This is a genomic window from Acrocarpospora pleiomorpha (assembly GCF_009687885.1).
Lineage (GTDB): Bacteria > Actinomycetota > Actinomycetes > Streptosporangiales > Streptosporangiaceae > Acrocarpospora > Acrocarpospora pleiomorpha.
Genome location: NZ_BLAF01000114.1, coordinates 1591 through 21098, shown reverse-complemented (window position 1 = coordinate 21098; position 19508 = coordinate 1591). Strand labels below are relative to the sequence as shown.

The window sequence follows — 19508 nt, the reverse complement described above, 5'->3', positions numbered from 1 at the left end:
GATATGGGATGGGGTTTCCTACGAGCGACCGGAGCTCCCAGCTGGAAGTTGTGGGTGGGCGGGAGGGAGAGGTCCGGTGCTGTGGTTTTCGTTTCGTGTGGGGGCACACAGCGATGGTGGGTTCGGGCGGAGCCCGAGGGGAAAGTAAACGGGCTGGGTGGGTGGGAGTTCCACGGCGATCAATAGGCGGTCAGAAGGCGACTGAAATGCACCGGAGTCGTGGCCGTTCCTGGCCGGTGGCTTCTTGCGCGCACGCGCCGCCAAGGTGGTCACGGCACGGATTATGATGCGCGTATGCCTCGCTATGACTTTCGGTGTCGGTCCTGTGGTTCCACGTTTGAGTTGAACCGTCCGATGGCCGAGGCGAACGCGCCTGCGACCTGTCCGGATGGGCATGACGACACGGTGAAGCTGCTGTCCACTGTGGCGGTGACGGGGGCCGCGTCGGCAGGAGCCGCGCCACGTGCTTCCGGTGGCGGCGGCGGAGGATGTTGTGGCGGCGGTTGCTGCGGCTGATCGCCTAGCTACCGGATGCAGCTAAGTTCGGCCGTCCAGAGCGCCGCGGGCTAAGGGCACTACACGAGCGTCCGCTGTGAGCCCCGTCACCCAGCGAGGGCAATACACGAGCGCCCGCGTGAGCGTCGTGACCTAGCAAAGCCACTACGCGGGCGCCCGGCGCGAGCGTCGTAACCCCAGCGAGGGCTACGCGAGCGCCCGGTATGGGCCCCGTAACCTAGCAAGGGAGCTACACGAGCGCCCGGCGCGAGCGTCGTAACCCCAGCGAGGGCTACGCGAGCGCCCGGTATGGGCCCCGTAACCCAGCAAGGGAGCTACACGAGCGCCCGGCGTGAGCGCCGTGACCGCAGGGAGGGTCACAGGCACCACGTGAGTGCCCGGTGAAAACCCAAGTGGCAGTGACCGACAACGTCAGCCAGGCCAAGGGCGACAAGGATCCCGCCGAGCCCGGCCAGGCCCACGTCGCTGGACGTGTGCCTGGCAGAGCGTCTGATGATCGCCAGGAGGGTGTCAGGCGACCTTGCGGCGCTGGAAAGGTAAGTAGCGCTCGGGTAGGTGGGGGCGGGCCGGGATGTCGGTGGGCTCGACCGAGATGATGCGGTCGAAGCGGAAGGCGCGGATGCCTCGGCGGAGGCGGCACCAGCCGACGAGATACCAGTAGTCGCGGTGGACCAGGCAGGTCACCGGCTCTACGTCGCGGACGGTGAGGGTGGAGCCGGCGTCCAGATACTGGATACGGACCACCTGGCGGGTGGTGATGGCGCCGGCGACCGCGCGGGCGCGGCGGGCGACGTCGGGGGGCATCGGCGTGGTCAGGGTGGAGAGGGTGGTCGCGATCACGTCGTCGTCGAGGTCGAGGTGTTCGAATGCGTGCCGGAGCCCGCGGCGGGCCGTCACGGACTGCGGGCCCGTGCCGAGGTGGGCGAGCGAGAGCGCGAGCGCGGCGATTTCGGCGGTCGTCAACGACCCCGTGTGCCTAATGACGTTGGCCATACCCCAGATTTTACCGAGCAGCACTGACATTTTTCGAACGCACGCTTGAGGAATCAGTAGAACCGAGGGCCTCAGCAAGCCCGGCCGCCCAGCGAAACCCGCGGCGTGGCCGCAGCAGCCGTTGGGGACAGGTCGCGGCCGCGCCCGTGAATGCTCGGTGCGGCTGTCCTGGGCTCCGGGCTGGCTGGGTGGCTGGTGGGACATGCCGCGAGGGATTGCGGGCGCGCCCGTGAACGCTTGGGTGCGGCCGCCCTGAGCTGCGGAGGGGCTGGGTGGCTGGTGGGACATGCCGCGAGGAAGTACGGGCGCGCCCGTGAATGCTCGGCGTGGCTGCTTTGGGCTGCAGCGTGGCCGCGAGGGAGTACGGACACGCCCGCGAACGCTCAGCGAAGTTGTACTAGACCCAGAGCGAGGTCGCGGGCGTGTCCGTGAACCTGTGGTGGAACTATCTGAAGGACGGTGGTCAGCGGGATAGCTGGGACAGGTCGCGGGACGCGCCCGTGGATGCTGAGGTGGTCAGGGCCGCGTATGCCTGGAGGGCCGCGGTGACCGGGCGGTTGCGGTCGCGGGGGCGGTAGCGGCCGAGGTCGGTGAGGAGGTTTTCGCGGCGGGTGGCCAGGTCGGCCTCGCTGACCTTGAGGTCGATCGAGCGGCCGGGGATGTCGATCTCGATGATGTCGCCGTCCTCGACCAGGGCGATCGCGCCGCCTTCCGCCGCCTCGGGGGACGCGTGGCCGATGGAGAGGCCGGACGTGCCGCCGGAGAAGCGGCCGTCGGTGACCAGGGCGCAGGCCTTGCCGAGGCCCTTGCCCTTGAGGAAGGAGGTCGGGTAGAGCATCTCCTGCATGCCGGGGCCGCCCTTCGGGCCCTCGTAGCGGATCACCACGACGTCGCCCTCGCGCACGCGGTTGGCGAGGATGCCCTCCACCGCGTCCTCCTGCGACTCGAAGACCACGGCGGGCCCGGAGAAGCGCCAGATCGACTCGTCCACCCCGGCCGTCTTCACGATGCAGCCCTCGACGGCGATGTTGCCGTACAGCACGGCGAGGCCGCCGTCGCGGGTGTAGGCGTGCTCGGCGTCGCGCACGCAGCCCTCGGCCCGGTCCAGGTCCAGCGTGTCCCAGCGCGCCTCCTGCGAGTACGGCTTGACGGTCCGCACGTTCCCGGGCGCGGCGTGCCACAACTCGGCCGACTCGGGGATCGCGGTCGGCGACTTCACGTCCCACTGGACCAGCAGGTCGGCCATGGTGCCGCCGTTGACGGTCAGCGCGTCGCGGTGGATCAGCCCGGCCCGGTCCAGTTCGCCCAGGATCGCGGGGATGCCCCCGGCCCGGTGCACGTCCTCGACGTGGTACTTCGCGGTCGCCGGGGCCACCTTGCACAGGCACGGCACCCGCAGCGAGATCTCGTTGATCTCCTTGAGGCCGAAGTCCACCTCGGCCTCCCGGGCCGCGGCCAGGATGTGCAGGATCGTGTTGGTCGAGCCGCCCATGGCCACGTCCAGGGCCATCGCGTTCTCGAACGCGTCCTTGGTGGCGATGCTGCGCGGCAGCACGCTCTCGTCGTCGTCCTCGTAGTAGCGCCGGGTGATCTCCACCAGCCGCCGCCCGGCGTCCTGGAACAGCTTCTTACGGGCCAGGTGGGTGGCCAGGATGGTGCCGTTGCCGGGCAGCGCCAGGCCGATCGCCTCGGCCAGGCAGTTCATCGAGTTGGCGGTGAACATGCCGCTGCACGAGCCACAGGTCGGGCAGGCGTTCTCCTCCATCTCCAGCAGCTCGGCGTCGGAGACGCTGTCGTTGGCGGCGGCGATCATCGGGTCGATGAGGTCCAGCTTCCGCCCGGGAGTCTTGCCCGCCTCCATGGGCCCGCCGGAGACGAAGATCGTGGGGATGTTCAGCCGGAACGCGGCCAGCAGCATGCCTGGGGTGATCTTGTCGCAGTTGGAGACGCAGATCAGCGCGTCCGCGCAGTGCGCGTTCACCATGTACTCGACCGCGTCGGCGATCAGCTCCCGGGACGGCAGCGAGTAGAGCATGCCGCCGTGGCCCATCGCGATGCCGTCGTCCACGGCGATGGTGTTGAACTCGCGCGGGATCGCCCCCGCCTCCCGGATCGCCCCGGCCACCACGTCGCCGACCTCGCGCAGGTGCACGTGGCCGGGCACGAACTGGGTGAAACTGTTGGCGACGGCGATGATCGGCTTGCCGAGATCGCTGCCGGCTACCCCGGTCGCCCGGAGCAGGGCCCGGGCTCCGGCCATGTTCCTGCCGTGAGTGACCGTACGAGACCTGAGGGCGGGCATGGCCGGGACTCCCATCGGAAGACGATTCTGAGTCTCCCCATGCTACGACCCACCGCCCAGTCGTTGAGACGTCCATCCCACAAAGCGGTACGGCCCACGCCAAACCTGGCGCAGGCCGTACCAGACGAAACTCAGTCGTCGCCGTAGCGCGGTGGGAGGACGCGTTCCGCGGCCTGGTAGATCGAGTCGATCTCGGCCGTGGTCAGGGACTTCTCCCGTTTGGTGATCCACTTGCGGACCAGGCCGCCGGAGAAGACGTCCACGTCCCGGATGTTGAGGATTCGCCAGGGGATGGCGGGGCCGTAGATCGCCAGGGACGGCACGACCGTGACCTCGCGGCCGAGCGCCTGGGTGATCAGGTCGCTGGCCTGGTTCGCCTCCCAGCGGGCCTCGTCGAGGCGGGGTTTCTGGTTGAAGGGGCCGTGGAACAGCTTGCGGTGCGACTGCACGCGCACGGGCAGCCGCCTGTCCCACTTCTCGGAGTCGACCGCATACACCCCCGTGGGCCCGACGACCAGGTGGTCGATCTGGGCGTCGCTGTTGGGGATGGCGCGGGCGTGCAGAGTCCTGTAGCCGCCGCGTTCCAATTTCTTGAGCTGGCCCTCGGTCCGCCGCTCGGCCACCGAGGGACGCCGCCAGGCGGGGACCGAAGAGGCGGTCCTGGCCCGATAGACGGTGTCCGCGATGGCCGCGAGGATCGCGGCGGTGAGTCCGACGCGCCAGCTCAGCAGCAGCACGCCGAAGACGACTCCGGCCGCTACAGCGATCAGGGCACGTCGCCGCAGATGCTGGTATTTGGGCTGCTTGAGCATGCTCTGCAGGGATGCGCGCTCTACGGGCGCATACGTCGACGCGGGCGCATCAGGTCGCGTCGAGGATCGTTCACGATCGCTCACCCAGATCGGTGACGTATCGTGACCCTCATCGGGCGCTAGACCGGTATCCACGTCACTCACGGTAGTTGAGCCGCCAAGAGGTTGCCTAGTGTTGCCTGGTTCATACTTTTGTGGCCCGCTTCTGCAGATTCGCATGGACCATTTGTGGGCACCATCTCTAGATATCTCCGCGTCGGCCGCTTACCGTTCAGTAGCGTGACCAGCATTCATGACCTTACCGCGCTGGAGTTGGCGGCGGCCGTACGGAACCGTGAACTGTCCCCGGTTGAGATCACTGAGCACTACTTGGACCGTATCGACAGGCTTGGCGCGTCAGTGGGCGCCTATGTCACCGTGACCGCTGAGATGGCACTTGACCAGGCACGACAGCTGGAGAAGCAGGATCCGGCGAAGCGTCCGCTGTTCGGCGTGCCGATTCCGATCAAAGATCTCAATCTGGTGAAGGACGTGCCGATCTACTTTGGTTCGGCCACGTATGAGGGGTTCGTCGCCCCGGTCAGCGACAGCGTGGTGGACCGCTTGCGGGACGCGGGAACGATCATGCTGGGTAAGACCAGCACGCCAGAGTTCGGTTTGCCGTGCTACACCGAGACCGCGATCAGCGAGCCGGCCCGCACTCCGTGGGATGTGACCAGGTCGGCGGGTGGTTCCAGCGGGGGCGCAGCGGCGGCTGTGGCCGCCGGGCTCGCGCCCGCCGCGCAGGGCAGTGACGGAGCGGGGTCGATCCGCATCCCGGCCTCCGTCTGCGGTCTGTACGGCATCAAGCCCAGCCGTGGCCGCATCTCGTTCGCCCCGATCGTCCCGGACCTGGCGGGCCTGTCCACCAACGGCCCGATCACCCGGGATGTCGCCGACGCCGCCGCCCTGCTGGACGTGATGGCCCACAACAACCCGGGCGACCTCTACTACGCGCCGCCGCCCGCCCTCGGCTCCTTCACCGCGTACGCCGGGCGCGACCCCGGCCGTCTCCGCATCGCCCGCTACATCGACCCGGTGGTCGCCGACGCCGAGGTGCACCCGGAGGTGCGCGCCGCCTACGAGAGCGCCTCCGCCGTGCTGGCGGGCCTGGGGCACGAGATCGTCGACATCGCCTCGCCGTTCGGCCCGGACATGGTGCCCGAGTTCGAGCGCATGTGGTTCAGCTTCGCCTGCATGCACCCGGTCGCCGAGGAGCTGGAGTCCCAGCTCCGCCCGCTGACCGCTTGGCTGCGCGAGCGCGGCTTCCTCACGCCCGCCCCCGACTTCCTCAAGGCCCAGTCGGCGCTCCAGCTAGCCACCCGGTTCGCACTGCTGATCACCGACGAGTACGACGCCGTCCTCACCCCCACCGTCACCCAGCCCCCGGCCCCGGTCGGCTGGTTCGAGGACGTCGACGACCCCAAGGAGACTTTCGAGCGAATGAAAGCTTTCGCTCCCTTTGCCGCCACCAGCAATGTCAGCGGGCAACCGGCCGTGAATTTGCCGCTCTATTGGACTCCCGAGGGTTTGCCCATCGGCGTCATGCTTTCCGGCCGGTACGGCGAGGAGGGCCTCCTGATTTCCCTGTCGTCGCAGGTAGAGGCGTCCGTCGGAGGATTCTGGGGAGACCGGAGACCGCAGATCTGGGACTAGGAAATGTTCGAACTCCGGCGTAATGTCGATATATGGACAGTGCGCCGGAAATTCTTGCGTTTCTTGTCATCACGTCCGGCACGATATTCGTGGTCGTCGGGCTGCTGGTGCTCGTATTGTCCGGTCGGAAACGGCGCCGGAACAAGGACGAGGTCGTCTGGATCGGCGGGCCGTACGACACCGAGCACGGGGTGGGACGCTCCTTGCTGGAGCTGACCACCGTCGTCCCGCGGGGCGATCCACCGCACGTGGACTGGCCCGCGCTGGCCGAGACCGCGGAACCCGGCCGCCACGTCGGCGGCGCATCGGCGGGGTGGTGATCTAGATGGCAATGCTCTCCACACTTCAGGCCGTCGACATCCGTACGGTCGTGCGAAACGCGAACATCAGGACCGGGCTGCATTTCGCCGTGTACACCGGTCCTTCCCAGGGCCCGCGGCGGCACTTCGCCGAACGCCTGCACGCGGCGCTGGGCGCGCAGGCGCCGTACTCGGTGCTGATCATGGTGGACACGGCCGGGCGCGGCCTGGAGATCGTCACCGGCGAGCTGGCCAGGCAACGGCTCTCCGACGGCGACTGCCGTCTGGTGGCCATGTCCATGGCGACCAGGTTCAGCGTCGGCGACCTGATGGGCGGCCTGGCCGGCGGCATCGGCGCCCTCGCCGGCCGCGCCCGTGGTTAATGAGAAACCCGTCCCATAGCCAGCCGCGTAGCCGCCGACCAGGCGATTCACCGCTGCGGCTGTCCAGATCACGACTTTCTCATTAATAGCTCCGCAACAGCGAGATCACATGCTCGGACACGTCGGCGAGCAGGCGTGCCGGGCGCAGGTTCGCGTCGGCGATGGCGGAGAACAGGCTGGGTAGCCCGGCCAGCGGGAAGCCGTCCCCGCGCATGACCTGGTGCCCGATGCCGTTCTTGGCCAGCGCGCCCCGGCTGCGCTGCCAGGCGTCCAGCACCTCCTCCGGGGAGGGCACGCCGAAGCCGTGGCCGACCGGGGCCGCGTGGCGGAGCCGTACCAGCGGGGTTTCGGCGAAGGTGAGGGCGACGCGGCAGCGCAGGGCGAGGTTGTCGCGGTCGGGCACCCACTCGATGGCGGGGCAGGGATTGCGGCATTTGGCGACGCAGGTCGCCAGCGCGCCGGCGACCTGGCTGTGCTGCCGGTCGAAGTAGGCGCGCCAGCCTTCGCCGGGTTCGCCCGCCACCCGGAGGGTGCGCTCGGTCGCCGACTGCTCGGAGCGGGTGTGGTCGCAGTCGCGGTCGCCGATCACGCCGAACCTGCTGCCGGGCGCGCGCAGCCCTTCCGGCCAGCGGGCCGGATCGCCGGAATGGCCGAGCGCCGTCTCGTACGCCAGCAGCGGCAGGTATTCCGCAGCGATGTGCAGCGCGGCCATCATGGCGCTCAGCTCGCGCTGGTCCCAGCGGACCTTGATCACCTCAAGCAACAGCGCATACGCCGGGCGCAGCGAATCCAGCGCGCCGCGCGGCTGCCCCTTGGGCGTCTGCGGCATGTGGCAGGCCCGGGCCCGGCGGCGGAGATCGGCCGGGATCGTCGGCACGTCCAGCTCGCTGGCGAAATCCTCCGCGTCCAGTGTCAGCAGCCGCTGCCCGAACTCGCAGACCGCCGAGACATGGGCGGCTTTGACCGGATTGGCCAGAACCGCTGGAGCCAGCGCCCCCACGTCCCCGAACGAGTACCTCCGGGCGAGAGCGACCAGCAGGTCCTGGGCTGACTCCATCAGGTCACTCTCTCATGGACCCGGCCGGAGACCCGGGTCGCCCCGGGCCTCCCCTGGTGCTTCAGGCGTCCTTGGCCTGGGCGCGCAGGGCCCGGCCGACCCCGTCCGCGCCCTCCAGCAGCAGCCGGCGCAGCGCGTGCGGCGGCTGGGAGGCCGTGATCAGCTCCTGGGTGCGGTCGATCGTGTCCTGCGAGATCAGCAGCGCCGGGTAGCAGCCGATCGCGAACGTCTGCGCCATGTCAGACGTCCAGGACTTCCAGATCTGGCCGACCTCCTCGAAGTAGGCCGCGCCGTAGGGCTCCAGCAGGTCCACGTGGTGCGGATCCATGAAGCCCTGCACGGTGGAGCGCAGCAGCGCGCCGCTCAGCGCGCCGCCGGTGATGGCCGCCCACGCCTCCGCCTTGGCCGCCGCGGTCGGGATGGCCGCCCTGGCCGCCGCCGCCGACCGTTCGCCGGTGGCGGTCGCGTCCCTGACCAATTCGGCGTCGATGTCGGCCCCGCCGAGCACCCCGCCGGAGACCAGCGCGTGGGTCAGCGTCCAGCGCAGGTCGGCGTCGACGGTCAGCCCGTCGGGCACGGCCGTCCCGGACAGGATGCCCTCCAGGATCGCAAGGTCCTCGGCCGAGGTGGCCACGGCCGAGAACGCGTTGAGGTAGGCCAGCTGGCGGTCCGAGCCGGCCTCGGCGCCGTTGAAAAGCTCGCGCAGGGTGGTGGCCAGCTGGGCGATGCCGGTGGACCGCCACTCGGGCGCCGCATACTGCTGGGCCGCGAGGCGGGCCTGGCGCAGGACGGTCTGCAGCACGGTGATGTCGCCGACCGCGTCGATGCCCGAGGTCACCAGGCGCACGTAGTCGCGAGTGGCCATTTCACCGTCGCGGGTCATGTCCCACGCCGCCGACCAGCACAGCGCGCGCGGCAGCGACTCGGTGAACGCGACGATGCCGCCGCCCACCAGGGTGGCCAGCGAGGCCTCGTCGAGGCGGATCTTGGCGTAGGTCAGGTCGTCGTCGTTGACCAGCACCAGGTCGGGGCGAGCCTCGCCGACCAGCTCGGGCACCGAGGTCCTGGCGCCGACCACATCCAGCTCGACCCGCTTGACCCGGACCAGCCTGCCCTCCTCCATCGAGTACAGACCGATGGCGACGCGGTGCGAGCGCAGGGTCGGATATGCGGGCGGCGCCTCCTGCAGCACCTCGAAGCTGGTGAACCTGCCGGTCGCGTCCACCTCGAAGGACGGGCGGAGCGTGTTGACCCAGGCGGTCTCCAGCCACTCCTTGGACCACGACGACAGGTCACGTCCCGAGGTGCGCTCCAGCGCCCCGAGCAGGTCCTTCAGCTCGGTGTTGCCCCAGGCGTGCTCGTTGAAGTAGTCGCGCACCCCGGCCAGGAAGTTGTCCAGGCCCACGTAGGCGACCAGCTGCTTGAGCACGCTGGCGCCCTTGGCGTAGGTGATGCCGTCGAAGTTGACCTCGACGGCCTGCATGTCCGGGATGTCGGCTGAGATCGGGTGAGTGGACGGCAGCTGATCCTGCCGGTACGCCCAGGCCTTCTCCACGTTGGCGAACGTGGTCCACGCGCCCTGCCCCCACCGGGTGGCCTCGGCCTGGCACAGCACCGACATGTAGGTGGCGAACGACTCGTTCAGCCACAGGTCATCCCACCAGCGCATGGTGACCAGGTCGCCGAACCACATGTGCGCCATCTCGTGCAGCAGCGTCTCCGCGCGGCGCTCGATGATGGCGTCGGTCACCCGGGACCGGAAGACGTAGTCCTCCAGGAACGTCACGCAGCCCGCGTTCTCCATCGCGCCCGCGTTGAACTCCGGCACGAACAGCTGGTCGTATTTCCCGAACGGGTAGCGCAGCCCGAACACCTGGTGGAAGAAGTCGAAGCCCTGCTTGGTGACCGCGAAGAGGTTGTCCGCGTCCAGATGCTCGGCCAGCGACTGCCGGACGAACAGGCCCAGCGGGATGCCGTCGTGCTCGTCCCTCACCACCGCATACGGCCCCGCGACCAGGGCGGTGATGTAGGTGGACATGACCGGGGTGGCGGGGAAGTGCCAGCGTTTGGCGGCTTGGAGCGTGCCATGACGGCCCTCGTGGGCCGGGAGTTCGGCGGCGGAGTCGGGCGCCGCGTTGGAGATGACCTCCCAGTCGCCCGGGGCGATGACGGTCAGCTCGAAGGTGGCCTTGAGGTCAGGCTGGTCGAAGCACGCGTACATCCGGTGCGCGTCGGCGGTCTCGAACTGGCTGTGCAGGTAGACCTTCTGGTCCACCGGGTCGACGAACCGGTGCAAACCCTCGCCGGTGCGCATGTAGGACGCGTCGGCGTCGACCCGCACCTCGTTGTGCTCGGCCAGACCCGTCAGCGGGAACCGGCCACGCTCCGCGTCATACGCGCTGATGTCCAGCTCGGTTCCGTTGAGCACGACCGAGCGCAGGTGCGCGCCGTGCAGATCGATGAAGGTGTCCGCCCCCGGCTGGGCACAGGTGAAGTGGGCGGTCGTGACGCTCTCGAACCGCTCCTCGCCCTCAGTCAGGTCGAGCTCCACCCCATACGACTGGACGGTCAGCAGCCGGGCGCGCTCCCGGGCCTCGTCACGGGTCAGATTGCCTGCCACATCCGCTCCTCATCCACACGACCCCGCCGCTCCGTCGCCACGGGACTCCTGAATCCTGCCACGACGCTCTGACAAAGCCGCAATCAAGTTTTGCCCTACCTGGAATAGGGAGAACTCTGACTTCGGTTGTCGATCGATGCAAACCCTAATCCAGTTGCGAGACCTAACAAATGTCAGACGCGCAGTTGGTGGATTTCTGGTTAGACCCCATCTGTCCGTGGGCCTTCCGGACGGCGTACCAGACGTTCGACACCCGAACGAACGTTCGGAGAGGCACGTTTACCTCTGAGTGGTACTCACATTCCTCTCGGAATTGAATCGTTCTCTAGTGGAATTGCGGGTGTCTACCGATCTTGGAAGACTGCGCCTTTCCGCGTAGTCGCGCCAGTACGCTGAGCTAAGACACTCTCAAATGAATACGTGAAGATCGTGCGGCGGCCTCTGCGCGGGACCGCACGCGACCGGCCGGGGGCGCTCCAATCGGGCATGTCCCCATTGGAGGTGAAACACGCCATCACTTCCTGGTTCGTGCGCTCGCCATCTGACAGTCCCCGCGCAAGGATGAGGTACATGCGTCACCTTTACGTGAACGGATCCTGGACACCTTCCACCTCGGGCGAGGTGGTCGATGTGATCAACCCCGCCACCGAGGAGGTCATCGACCAGGTTCCGGCCGGCACGCCGAGTGACGTGGCAGCCGCGGTCAACGCCGCGCACGCCGCCTTCATCCCCTGGTCCGCGACCTCGCCCGCCGACCGCGGCGAGCTCCTCGCCGACGCCGCCGCGCTGCTCAGGGAGCGGGCCGACCAGATCGCCACCACGATCGCCACCGACATGGGCGCGCCCTACTCCCTGGCGCTGAAGGTGCAGACGTTGATGCCTGCGGGGGTGCTGGAATCGTACGCGCAGATGGCCGAGGGGCTGGCCGCGGAGAGCCGGGTGGGCAACTCGCTCATCCTGCGCGAACCGGCCGGGGTGGTGGGCGCGATCACCCCCTGGAACTACCCGCTCCACCAGGCCGTCTGCAAGGTCGCCGCGGCGCTCGCCGCCGGCTGCACGGTCGTGCTCAAGCCCAGCGAGGTGGCCCCGCTCGCCGCGTACGCGCTGGCCGACGTGCTGCACGACGCCGGGCTGCCGGCGGGCGTGTTCAACCTGATCAGCGGGCCCGGCCCGGTGGTCGGCGAAGCCCTGGCCGGCCATCCGCTGGTGGATGTGGTGTCCTTCACCGGCTCGACCAGGGCGGGGCGGCGGGTGGCCGCGCTGGCCGCCGAGAGCGTCAAGCGGGTGGCGCTCGAACTGGGCGGCAAATCCGCCAATATCATCCTGCCGGACGCGGACCTGGAGAAAGCGGTCGCCTCCGGGGTGTCGCACGCCTACGTGAACTCCGGCCAGACCTGCTCGGCGCTGACCCGGATGCTCGTGCACTGGGACCAGTACGACGACGCGGTCGCCCTCGCCGTCGCCGCCGCCCGCACGTTCACGGTGGGCGACCCGTTCGCGGAGGGCACCCGGCTCGGCCCGCTCGTCTCGGCCGCCCAGCGGGATCGGGTGATCCGCTACATCAACACCGGGCAGGAGGAGGGCGCCCGGCTCGTCACCGGGGGCACCGACTACCCGCTGGAGCGCGGGTACTACGTCGAGCCGACCGTCTTCGCCGGGGTCGCGCCCGGGATGACGATCGAGCAGGAGGAGATCTTCGGGCCGGTGTTGTCGATCGTGCCGTTCGGCTCGGAGGATGAGGCCGTGGCCATCGCCAACGGCACGCCGTACGGGCTGGCGGGGGCGGTCTGGGCGGGCAGCGAGGAACGCGCGGTGAGCGTGGCGCGGCGGCTGCGCACCGGGCAGGTGTCGATCAACGGCGGGCGGTTCAACGCGCTCGCGCCCTTCGGCGGCTACAAGCAGTCCGGCATCGGGCGCGAGCTGGGGGAGCCGGGCCTGGCGGAGTTCCTGGAGATCAAGGCGCTGCAGCTGTGAGTCAGGGGGTCTGCAGCATGATCTGGCGGGCCGTGTCCCTGGGCAGCCGATCCACGTAGAGCCGCCCTTCCAGGTGGTCGAACTCGTGCTGGAAGCAGCGGGCCAGCATGCCCCGGGCGGTGATCGCGAGCGGTCGCCCGAGCTGGTCGAAGCCGCGCACGGTGACGCCCGCCGCGCGCGGCGTGGGCGCGTAGAGCGGCTTGCCGGTCTCCCGCCCGGGCACCGACAGGCAGCCTTCCTCCTCGACCACCTCGTCCGGGTCATCGATGGTCAGCTCCGGGTTCACCACGTGGCCCTTGCGGTTGGTGATCTCGTAGACGAACAGCCGTTTCGGCACGCCGATCTGCGGCCCGGCCAGGCCCACCCCGTTCGCCAGATACATGGTGGCGAACATCTCGTCGATCAGCCGGCGCAGGTCACGGTCGAATTCCGTGACCGGCTCCGCCGCGGTGCGCAGGACCGGGTCGCCAAGATAACGGATCTCGCGCATCGCGCTCTCCAGGAACGAGTAAGAGGTCAGCCGGGTGGTTGGCCATTACTCTAGTGGACCTGAGAAACTGTCGGAGTGCGCGTCTACATAGGTTCCGACCATGCCGGCTACGAGCTGAAGAATCACCTGGTCTCCTGGCTGAAGGAGCACCACCACGAGGTGGTCGACTGCGGCCCGGCGGGCTTCGACCCCGAGGACGACTACCCGCCCTTCGTGCTCCGCGCCGCCGCGGGCGTGGCCGAGGATCCGGGCAGCCTCGGCGTGGTGATCGGGGGTTCCGGCAACGGCGAGCAGATCGCCGCCAACAAGGTGCCCGGCATCCGCGCCGCCCTGGCCTGGAACGAGGACACGGCGAAGCTCTCCCGCGAGCACAACGACGCCAATGTGATCAGCATCGGCGCCCGCATGCATCCGGTCGAGCAGGCCACCCGGTTCGTGGAGCTGTTCCTGGCCACGCCGTTCTCGGGGGCCGAGCGGCACGCCCGCCGCATCACCATGCTCACCGACTACGAGGCGACGGGCGAGCTACCCCCCCTGCCCTAACTCCCGCGGGGGCAGCGAAGGCTTGCGGGTATCCCGCCTGGGCATCTCGTCGCGCAGGGGCCGCCGATCGGCGGCCTCCTGCTGCTCGGCCGTCGGGCGCGAGACATCGCGGGCGCGCATCGCGGTGATCGCCGTGATCTGCAAGCTCTGCAAGGCCATGCTCGTACTGTACGGCGCTGCTCCGACGATTCCGCTAGAAGACCAGCCCCGCCCACGGTTTGGGATCCCAGGACATCGCGGTGGACAGCTCCCGCAGCGCGCCTGGCCGGTGTTCGGTGACCAGGCCGGCGGTGCCGTACGACATGAGTGAGCGGCCGCCGAAGTAGCTCGCGCCGAGGACCTGGACGGGCAGGCTCAGGTCGGGCGCGTCGTCGGTGCGCTCGCAGGTGCCCTTGGCCGTGACGAGCCGCCAGCGGCCCGCGTTCCACGGGCAGGGCTCGTCGGCGACCTCGATCACCAGCTCGGCCGGGGCCGCGTACGCGCGCGCGGTCAGCGCGGCGGGCAGGTCCACGACGCGCGCCCACAGCTCGTCGAGGGTGCCCGCGTTCAGGTTCCGCGGCTCGGCGATCAGGTGCTGGATCGGGTCGTCGATCGGGCGGTTCCAGGCGTACAAACGGGAGCAGAGGTCGCGGTCCAGGACGCTTCGCCAGAGCAGCGCGTAGGCGGCGGGGTCGACGGCGAACAGTTCGATCAGGCGGACCTCGCCCTCGGCCACGTCGTGGTCGGTGAAGCCGCGTTTGATCTTGAAGAGCGCGTAGCCGCGCACGCCGCCGTCGTCCTCGACCAGGATGCTGCGCAGCCGGCCGTCGTCGCGGCGGTCGAACTCCTCGTCGGCCAGGAGGGAGTCCCAGCGTTCGGGGGAGCGGGTGTAGAGGCCGGGGCGGGTGCCGGACACGGCGTCGAAGACCTGCTCGAACTCGGCGCGGGCCTGGGCGGGGATGGCGGTGCGCAGGCGCAGCGCGGGGTCGGTGGGGGCGTCCTTGACGAAGGCGGAGCCGTGTTTGGGGATGCGGAAGAAGACGGTGTCGGCGGCTCGGCCGTACCCGAATCTGCCGTAGATGCCCGCCTCTGAGGCGTACAGGACGGCGATGGACTGGCCGCTGTCCTTGATGTCCTGGAGCTGGCGGCGCATCAGGGCGTTGAGGATGCCGCGGCGGCGGTGGGAGGGGAGCACGCCCACGGCGGTGACTCCGGCGACGGGGAGGCGGGTGCCGCCGGGGATCGTCATGTCGAAGTCGAAGATGGCGGTGACGCCGACCGGGAGGTCCGCGTCGAAGACGGCGAGGGTGCGCTCGATCGGGGTGAGCGCCTTGAATCGCTCGATCTCCACCGGGTGGAATGTGACGGCGAACGCTTCTTCGAGGACTGCGACGAACGCGGGCCATTCGGCCTCGGAGATGGGACGTAAGGGGTGATTCACCGCTCCACGGTAGGCCCGGGCAAAGAGGGACGGCCACCCAATATCCGTGCTAAATGATCAAGGTCTTGGTCAAGAGGCTGCCTTGCGGAGGTGTCGACCGATACAGTCGAGTGCATCATGAGTTCCCGTCCGGTGCCGCTTATTCCTCCCCGGCTCCGCGCGATATTGGTGCGGGTGCCGTTTTTGGTGCCGCTGGTCCGGTTTGTGAGGAAGAGTTCGTCGAAAGATCGTCATCTGCTGGTCGCCTTCGTCGCCGCGACCCTGCTCATCGGGGTGCTCGGCGTCAAGGTCTCCGTGCTCTGGTTCTCGCCGTCGCTGCTGATTCTCATCACGCTGCTCGGCGGGCTTCAGCTCAAGCTGCGCAGCCTCGCGATGCTGCTGTGCGCTGTGGCTGTCGCGCTCACGTACTTGGCCGTCTCCACTGATGATCGGTATGTCGGTCCTGGCTTGCTGATCGCGGTGGGCTTCACCGCTGTGCTGGCCTGGCTGATGGCGCGCACCCGGGGTTCTCTCGGGGTGCAGGGTCTGCGCGGGGACGCCATGTTGCTGGAGTTGCGGGATCGGCTCAAACGGCAGAGCGAGCTGCCCGCGCTGCCGAAGGACTGGGGTGCCAAGGTGGTGCTCAAGCAGGCCGGCGGGTCCTCCTTCGGTGGCGATTTCGTGGTGTCCATGCGGGAGGGCAACCGGGTCGAGATCGCGGTCGTGGACGTCTCCGGCAAGGGTGTGGACGCGGGCACCCGGGCGTTGATGCTCTCCGGCACCTTCGGCGGGCTGCTCGGCTCGGTGCGGGACTTCCTGCCCGCCTGTAACGCCTACCTGCACCGGCAGCGGGAGGGTGAGGGTTTCGTCACCGCCGTGCACCTCAGCCTCGACCTCTCCACCGGGGGGTACGTGATCACTTCGGCCGGTCATCCGCCGGTGGTCAAGTTCGACTCGGGGACGGGTACCTGGCGGGTTTCCGCCGCGAAGGGTGTCGTGCTGGGCGTCGTGCCCGATCTGCACTGCGAGCCCGACAGCGGGGTGCTGCGTAAGGGTGACGCGCTCATGCTCTACACGGACGGCCTGATCGAGCAGCCTGGGCGGGACATCGACGCGGGCTTGGACCGGCTCCTTGGGGAGGCAGAACGTCTGCTTCCGTCTGGTTTCGCGGGTGGCGCGCGGCAGTTGGTGACGTCGATGTCGTCGGCGCACAACGACGACTGCGCGCTGGTCCTGATCTGGCGTCCCTGACGAACCTCATGGGTCTGGGCGTGTTCGTGGTCACTGGTTACGGGCTGCTCGGGTTGAGATTCTGGAGTACGCCACGGGTGTGATCACCCTCCGGCAGCACGGGGGTGCCGCCGGCGGAGTGCTTCCCACGCCCCCGGGATGGTCCCTGGGGCGGCTTCCGGGAGTACCCGAGGTGAACCGGCATCGATTCCGGTCCCGGGTGAGCGGCGCGGCTCACCCGGGACCCGGTCTCCTGATTACTTCTACCAAGAACGCCTGAAAGATGCCGATGCGGTGAGGGCCAGCGCCTGCGTGAACGGCACCGGATGACGGCGACCTGCGTGTCGCTTAGAAACCAAACAGAACGCCGCTGCTGCTCGTACGTGGTGCCGGTGCGGTGAGGGCCAGCACCTGCGCGGACGGCGCCGGATATCGGTGAGTGACCCGGCGACCTGCGTGTCTTAAGAGACAGAATGCCGCTGCTGCTCGTGGCTAGTGCGGTGAGGGCCAGCACCCGCGTGGATGGCGCCGGGTAACGGTGAGTGACCTGGCGACCTGGGTCTCGCTTAGGACACCAGACAGCGCTGCTGCTCGTGGCGCCGGTGCGGTGAGGACCACCGCCAGCGTTACCGGCGCGGATAACGGTGAGTAACTGGGCAACCTGCTTCTGCGTTGGGTGCTCCTATAGCCAGCCCGAATCCGCTGCGATTCGTACCGCGTCGACCCGATTGCGGGCGCCTGTTTTGCACATGATCCGGGACAGGTGGTTCCGGACCGTGCCTACGGACAGGAACAGTTGGTCGGCGATTTCCTTGGATGGTGCGCCCTGGGCCGCGATCCGGAGGACGTCGAGTTCGCGTGGTGTGAGTGGATTGTCGGCGGTCTGGAGGGCCGCGACCGCCAGGTCGGAGTCGACCGCACGGCGGCCCGCCGCGATCCGCCGGATGCCCTCGGCCAGTTGTTCCGTCCCCACCTGGATGCTCATGTAGCCGAGCGCCTGGGCGGCGAAGGCGCGGCGCACCTGGCCGGGGTTGGGGTGGCCTGACAAGATCATTACACGGCAGCGGGGAACCTTCTCGTGCAGCCGGGCCGCGGCGGTCAGCCCGTCCACACCCGGCAGGTCCGCGTCGATGACGGCGGCGTCGGGCTTCAGCTCCAGGGCGGTGGGCACGATGTCCTCTCCGGCCGCGATTTCGGCGACGACCTCGAAGTCGCTCTCGGCGGCGAGCGACACGGCGAGACCATGCCGGACCAGCGGCAGGTGTTCGGCCACCAGGATCCTGATCAAAGAGCCCCCTTCCTCACCTCAGGGTGATCGACCCGATGCATAGTGTCAACGAAATCTCCCCATTCGGCAAACTCACGGTCAACTGGCCGCGAAGGGCGGGCCATCAGTGGCAGACACGAGGCTCGCGATGGTGGGCTACTCTCAATCGAAGACGACACCTTTCTCCGCTACGGGGGTACGCGCCGATGAGCTGGGTCTATCTGGCCGGGTTCTTGCTCCTCTTTGTCGGACTCATGGTGTCCATCGCTCTGCACGAGATCGGCCACCTGGTTCCGGCCAAGATCTTCGGCGTACGCGTGACGCAGTACATGGTCGGCTTCGGTGGCACGTTCTGGTCGCGCAGGCGTGGCGAGACCGAATACGGCGTGAAGTACATCCCGCTGGGTGGATATATCCGGATGATCGGCATGCTGCCGCCCCGGGCCAGCGACGACCCGAACAAGCTGCGCAGCGTCTCCACCGGGCCCTGGCAGAGCCTGATCGAGAACGCCCGCGCGGTGGCGTCGGAGGAGATCCGCCCGGACGACCAGAACCGGGTCTTCTACCGCAAACCCTGGTGGCAGAAGGTCATCATCATGGCCGGCGGCCCGTTCATGAACTTCCTGCTGGCGTTCGTGCTGTTCGCGGTGGTGATGATGGGCTTCGGGGTGCAGGTGCAGAAGCCGGTGCTCTCCGTGGTCAGCGCGTGTGTGATCCCGGCGGCCGAGCAGGGCACGCGCGACTGCCTGCCGTCCGACCCGAAGTCCCCGGCCGCGAAGGCCGGCTTGCGGCCCCAAGACCGGATCGTGGCCGTGGAGGGGACCAGGATCACCACCTGGGAAGCCGCCCAGAAGCTGATCCGTGGCCACGGCGCCGGCCCGGCGACCCTGGTGGTCGAACGGGACGGGCGCGAAGTGCCGGTCAATGTCCAGCTGATCGCCCAAGACCGGCCGGACCTCAACGACCCCGACAAACTCGTGAAGGTCGGTTTCCTCGGGGTCGAGCCGACACAGGTGATGGAACGGCAGGGTCCCGGCTATGTGATCTCCGAGATGTGGGAGATGACCACCAGGACCGCCGTCGCGATGGTGGACATCCCCCACAAGATGGTCGGCGTCTGGAACGCCGCCTTCTCCGGTGAGAAGCGCGACCCCAACGGCCCGATCGGCGTCGTCGGCGCGGGCCGCATCGGCGGCGAGATCGCGGCCTCGTCGGCTCCCCTGGAAAACAAGATCATCTTCTTTATCAACCTGCTGGCCGGCCTCAACCTGGCCGTCGGCATGTTCAACCTGATCCCGCTACTTCCCCTCGACGGCGGCCACATCGCCGGCGGCCTGTGGGAAGGCCTCAAACGCGCCTGGGCCCGCATCACCCGCCGCCCCACACCCGGCTACGTCGACGTGGCCAAACTGCTTCCACTCACGTACGCGATGGCCCTCGTCCTGCTCTTCATGGGCGGCTTGCTCATCTTCGCCGACATCGTCAACCCCATCCGCCTCAGCGGCTGATCTCCACCGATGCCGTCAATGTGATCTGGCTTGGCGGGTGGTCTCCATCGATGTCGTCAGTGTGATCTGGCTTGGTGGGTGGTTTCCGCCGATGTCGTCAGTGTGATCTGGCTTGGCGGCCGGTCTGTTCGCGTGGGCGACCACGGTGATGGTGGGGTCGGGCGGAGTCTGAGAGCAGCAAGGGAGGGCCGGGGGGAGAATCAGGGAGTTCGACCGGGTGTTCGTTGCGGGTTTGCGGGAGAGGCGGAAGGCCTCGTGCCGGGTGGTGGTGATCAGCCCCGCGCCGATCCGGCTCGGGTCGCGGATCCGGTCGTAGCTTTCGACGAGGCGGCGATGCGCGGGTGTCGTTCCTTTGGGCGGCCACGGTGATGGCGGGGTCGGGCGGAGCCCGAGGGGAACAAATGGGCTGGGTGGGTGGGA

Annotated in this window: 17 protein-coding genes; 8 read left to right on the top strand and 9 right to left on the bottom strand. The window is 68.6% G+C overall.

Translation table 11 applies throughout. The features are described 5' to 3' along the window. The first annotated feature begins 294 nt into the window (after positions 1 to 294). Positions 295 to 516, top strand: a complete 222-nt coding sequence (locus tag Aple_RS50110) for an FmdB family zinc ribbon protein (RefSeq protein ID WP_155351877.1) — start codon at positions 295 to 297, stop codon at positions 514 to 516. A 510-nt stretch (positions 517 to 1026) separates the two neighbouring features. Here the strand turns inward: Aple_RS50110 and Aple_RS50105 are convergent. From Aple_RS50105 to Aple_RS50095, 3 genes are all read right to left on the bottom strand, one after another. Then, complete coding sequence (locus tag Aple_RS50105; protein WP_155351876.1) at positions 1027 to 1509, bottom strand: helix-turn-helix transcriptional regulator; 483 nt, start codon at positions 1507 to 1509, stop codon at positions 1027 to 1029. A gap of 463 nt (positions 1510 to 1972) precedes the next feature. Further along, the gene (gene ilvD, locus Aple_RS50100) at positions 1973 to 3811 is read right to left on the bottom strand and encodes a dihydroxy-acid dehydratase (RefSeq protein WP_155351875.1); all 1839 of its coding nucleotides are present in this window, start codon (positions 3809 to 3811) and stop codon (positions 1973 to 1975) included. Between the two features lie 131 nt (positions 3812 to 3942). Beyond that, positions 3943 to 4623: a nuclease-related domain-containing protein gene (locus tag Aple_RS50095; RefSeq protein ID WP_246265567.1), complete on the bottom strand. Its 681-nt coding sequence runs from the start codon at positions 4621 to 4623 to the stop codon at positions 3943 to 3945. A 279-nt stretch (positions 4624 to 4902) separates the two neighbouring features. Here Aple_RS50095 and Aple_RS50090 point away from each other — a divergent pair, with 279 nt between their 5' ends. The 3 genes from Aple_RS50090 to Aple_RS50080 are packed head-to-tail and all read left to right on the top strand — an operon-like array spanning position 4903 to position 7000. Further along, positions 4903 to 6318, top strand: a complete 1416-nt coding sequence (locus Aple_RS50090; RefSeq protein ID WP_155351873.1) for an amidase — start codon at positions 4903 to 4905, stop codon at positions 6316 to 6318. Between the two features lie 32 nt (positions 6319 to 6350). Further along, a complete protein-coding gene (locus tag Aple_RS50085) occupies positions 6351 to 6638 on the top strand; it encodes a hypothetical protein (RefSeq protein WP_155351872.1) in 288 nt (95 codons plus the stop codon). Positions 6639 to 6643: 5 nt separating this feature from the next. Further along, positions 6644 to 7000 (top strand): TPM domain-containing protein, encoded by a 357-nt coding sequence (locus tag Aple_RS50080; protein ID WP_155351871.1) that lies wholly within the window; start codon positions 6644 to 6646, stop codon positions 6998 to 7000. A gap of 82 nt (positions 7001 to 7082) precedes the next feature. Here the strand turns inward: Aple_RS50080 and Aple_RS50075 are convergent, their stop codons facing one another. Next, positions 7083 to 8057 carry a hypothetical protein gene (locus tag Aple_RS50075; RefSeq protein ID WP_155351870.1) on the bottom strand — a complete coding sequence of 325 codons (975 nt, stop codon included), beginning with the start codon at positions 8055 to 8057 and terminating at the stop codon, positions 7083 to 7085. 61 nt (positions 8058 to 8118) lie between these two features. Next, the gene (gene pepN, locus Aple_RS50070; RefSeq protein ID WP_155351869.1) at positions 8119 to 10677 is read right to left on the bottom strand and encodes an aminopeptidase N; all 2559 of its coding nucleotides are present in this window, start codon (positions 10675 to 10677) and stop codon (positions 8119 to 8121) included. A gap of 570 nt (positions 10678 to 11247) precedes the next feature. Between pepN and Aple_RS50065 the strand changes: the two genes are divergently transcribed. Continuing rightward, positions 11248 to 12651 carry an aldehyde dehydrogenase family protein gene (locus Aple_RS50065; protein ID WP_174890002.1) on the top strand — a complete coding sequence of 468 codons (1404 nt, stop codon included), beginning with the start codon at positions 11248 to 11250 and terminating at the stop codon, positions 12649 to 12651. Position 12652: 1 nt separating this feature from the next. On the opposite strand, the gene def is transcribed toward Aple_RS50065, so the two are convergent. Continuing rightward, the gene (gene def / locus Aple_RS50060; protein ID WP_155351867.1) at positions 12653 to 13141 is read right to left on the bottom strand and encodes a peptide deformylase; all 489 of its coding nucleotides are present in this window, start codon (positions 13139 to 13141) and stop codon (positions 12653 to 12655) included. Between the two features lie 75 nt (positions 13142 to 13216). Here def and Aple_RS50055 point away from each other — a divergent pair, with 75 nt between their 5' ends. Then, positions 13217 to 13684, top strand: a complete 468-nt coding sequence (locus tag Aple_RS50055; RefSeq protein WP_155351866.1) for a ribose-5-phosphate isomerase — start codon at positions 13217 to 13219, stop codon at positions 13682 to 13684. On the opposite strand, the gene Aple_RS50050 is transcribed toward Aple_RS50055, so the two are convergent. After that, the gene (locus Aple_RS50050) at positions 13667 to 13843 is read right to left on the bottom strand and encodes a hypothetical protein (RefSeq protein ID WP_155351865.1); all 177 of its coding nucleotides are present in this window, start codon (positions 13841 to 13843) and stop codon (positions 13667 to 13669) included. The two genes, Aple_RS50055 and Aple_RS50050, sit on opposite strands and share 18 nt — an antisense overlap. Before the next feature lie 34 nt (positions 13844 to 13877). Beyond that, a complete protein-coding gene (locus Aple_RS50045; protein WP_155351864.1) occupies positions 13878 to 15104 on the bottom strand; it encodes a GNAT family N-acetyltransferase in 1227 nt (408 codons plus the stop codon). A gap of 117 nt (positions 15105 to 15221) precedes the next feature. Between Aple_RS50045 and Aple_RS50040 the strand changes: the two genes are divergently transcribed. Beyond that, positions 15222 to 16334: a PP2C family protein-serine/threonine phosphatase gene (locus tag Aple_RS50040; RefSeq protein WP_155351863.1), complete on the top strand. Its 1113-nt coding sequence runs from the start codon at positions 15222 to 15224 to the stop codon at positions 16332 to 16334. Between the two features lie 661 nt (positions 16335 to 16995). Here Aple_RS50040 and Aple_RS50030 read toward each other — a convergent pair. Beyond that, positions 16996 to 17601, bottom strand: a complete 606-nt coding sequence (locus Aple_RS50030; RefSeq protein WP_155351862.1) for a response regulator transcription factor — start codon at positions 17599 to 17601, stop codon at positions 16996 to 16998. 185 nt (positions 17602 to 17786) lie between these two features. Between Aple_RS50030 and Aple_RS50025 the strand changes: the two genes are divergently transcribed. After that, on the top strand, positions 17787 to 19088 hold the full coding sequence (locus Aple_RS50025) for a M50 family metallopeptidase (protein WP_155351861.1): 1302 nt from the start codon (positions 17787 to 17789) through the stop codon (positions 19086 to 19088). Positions 19089 to 19508 lie beyond the last annotated feature (420 nt).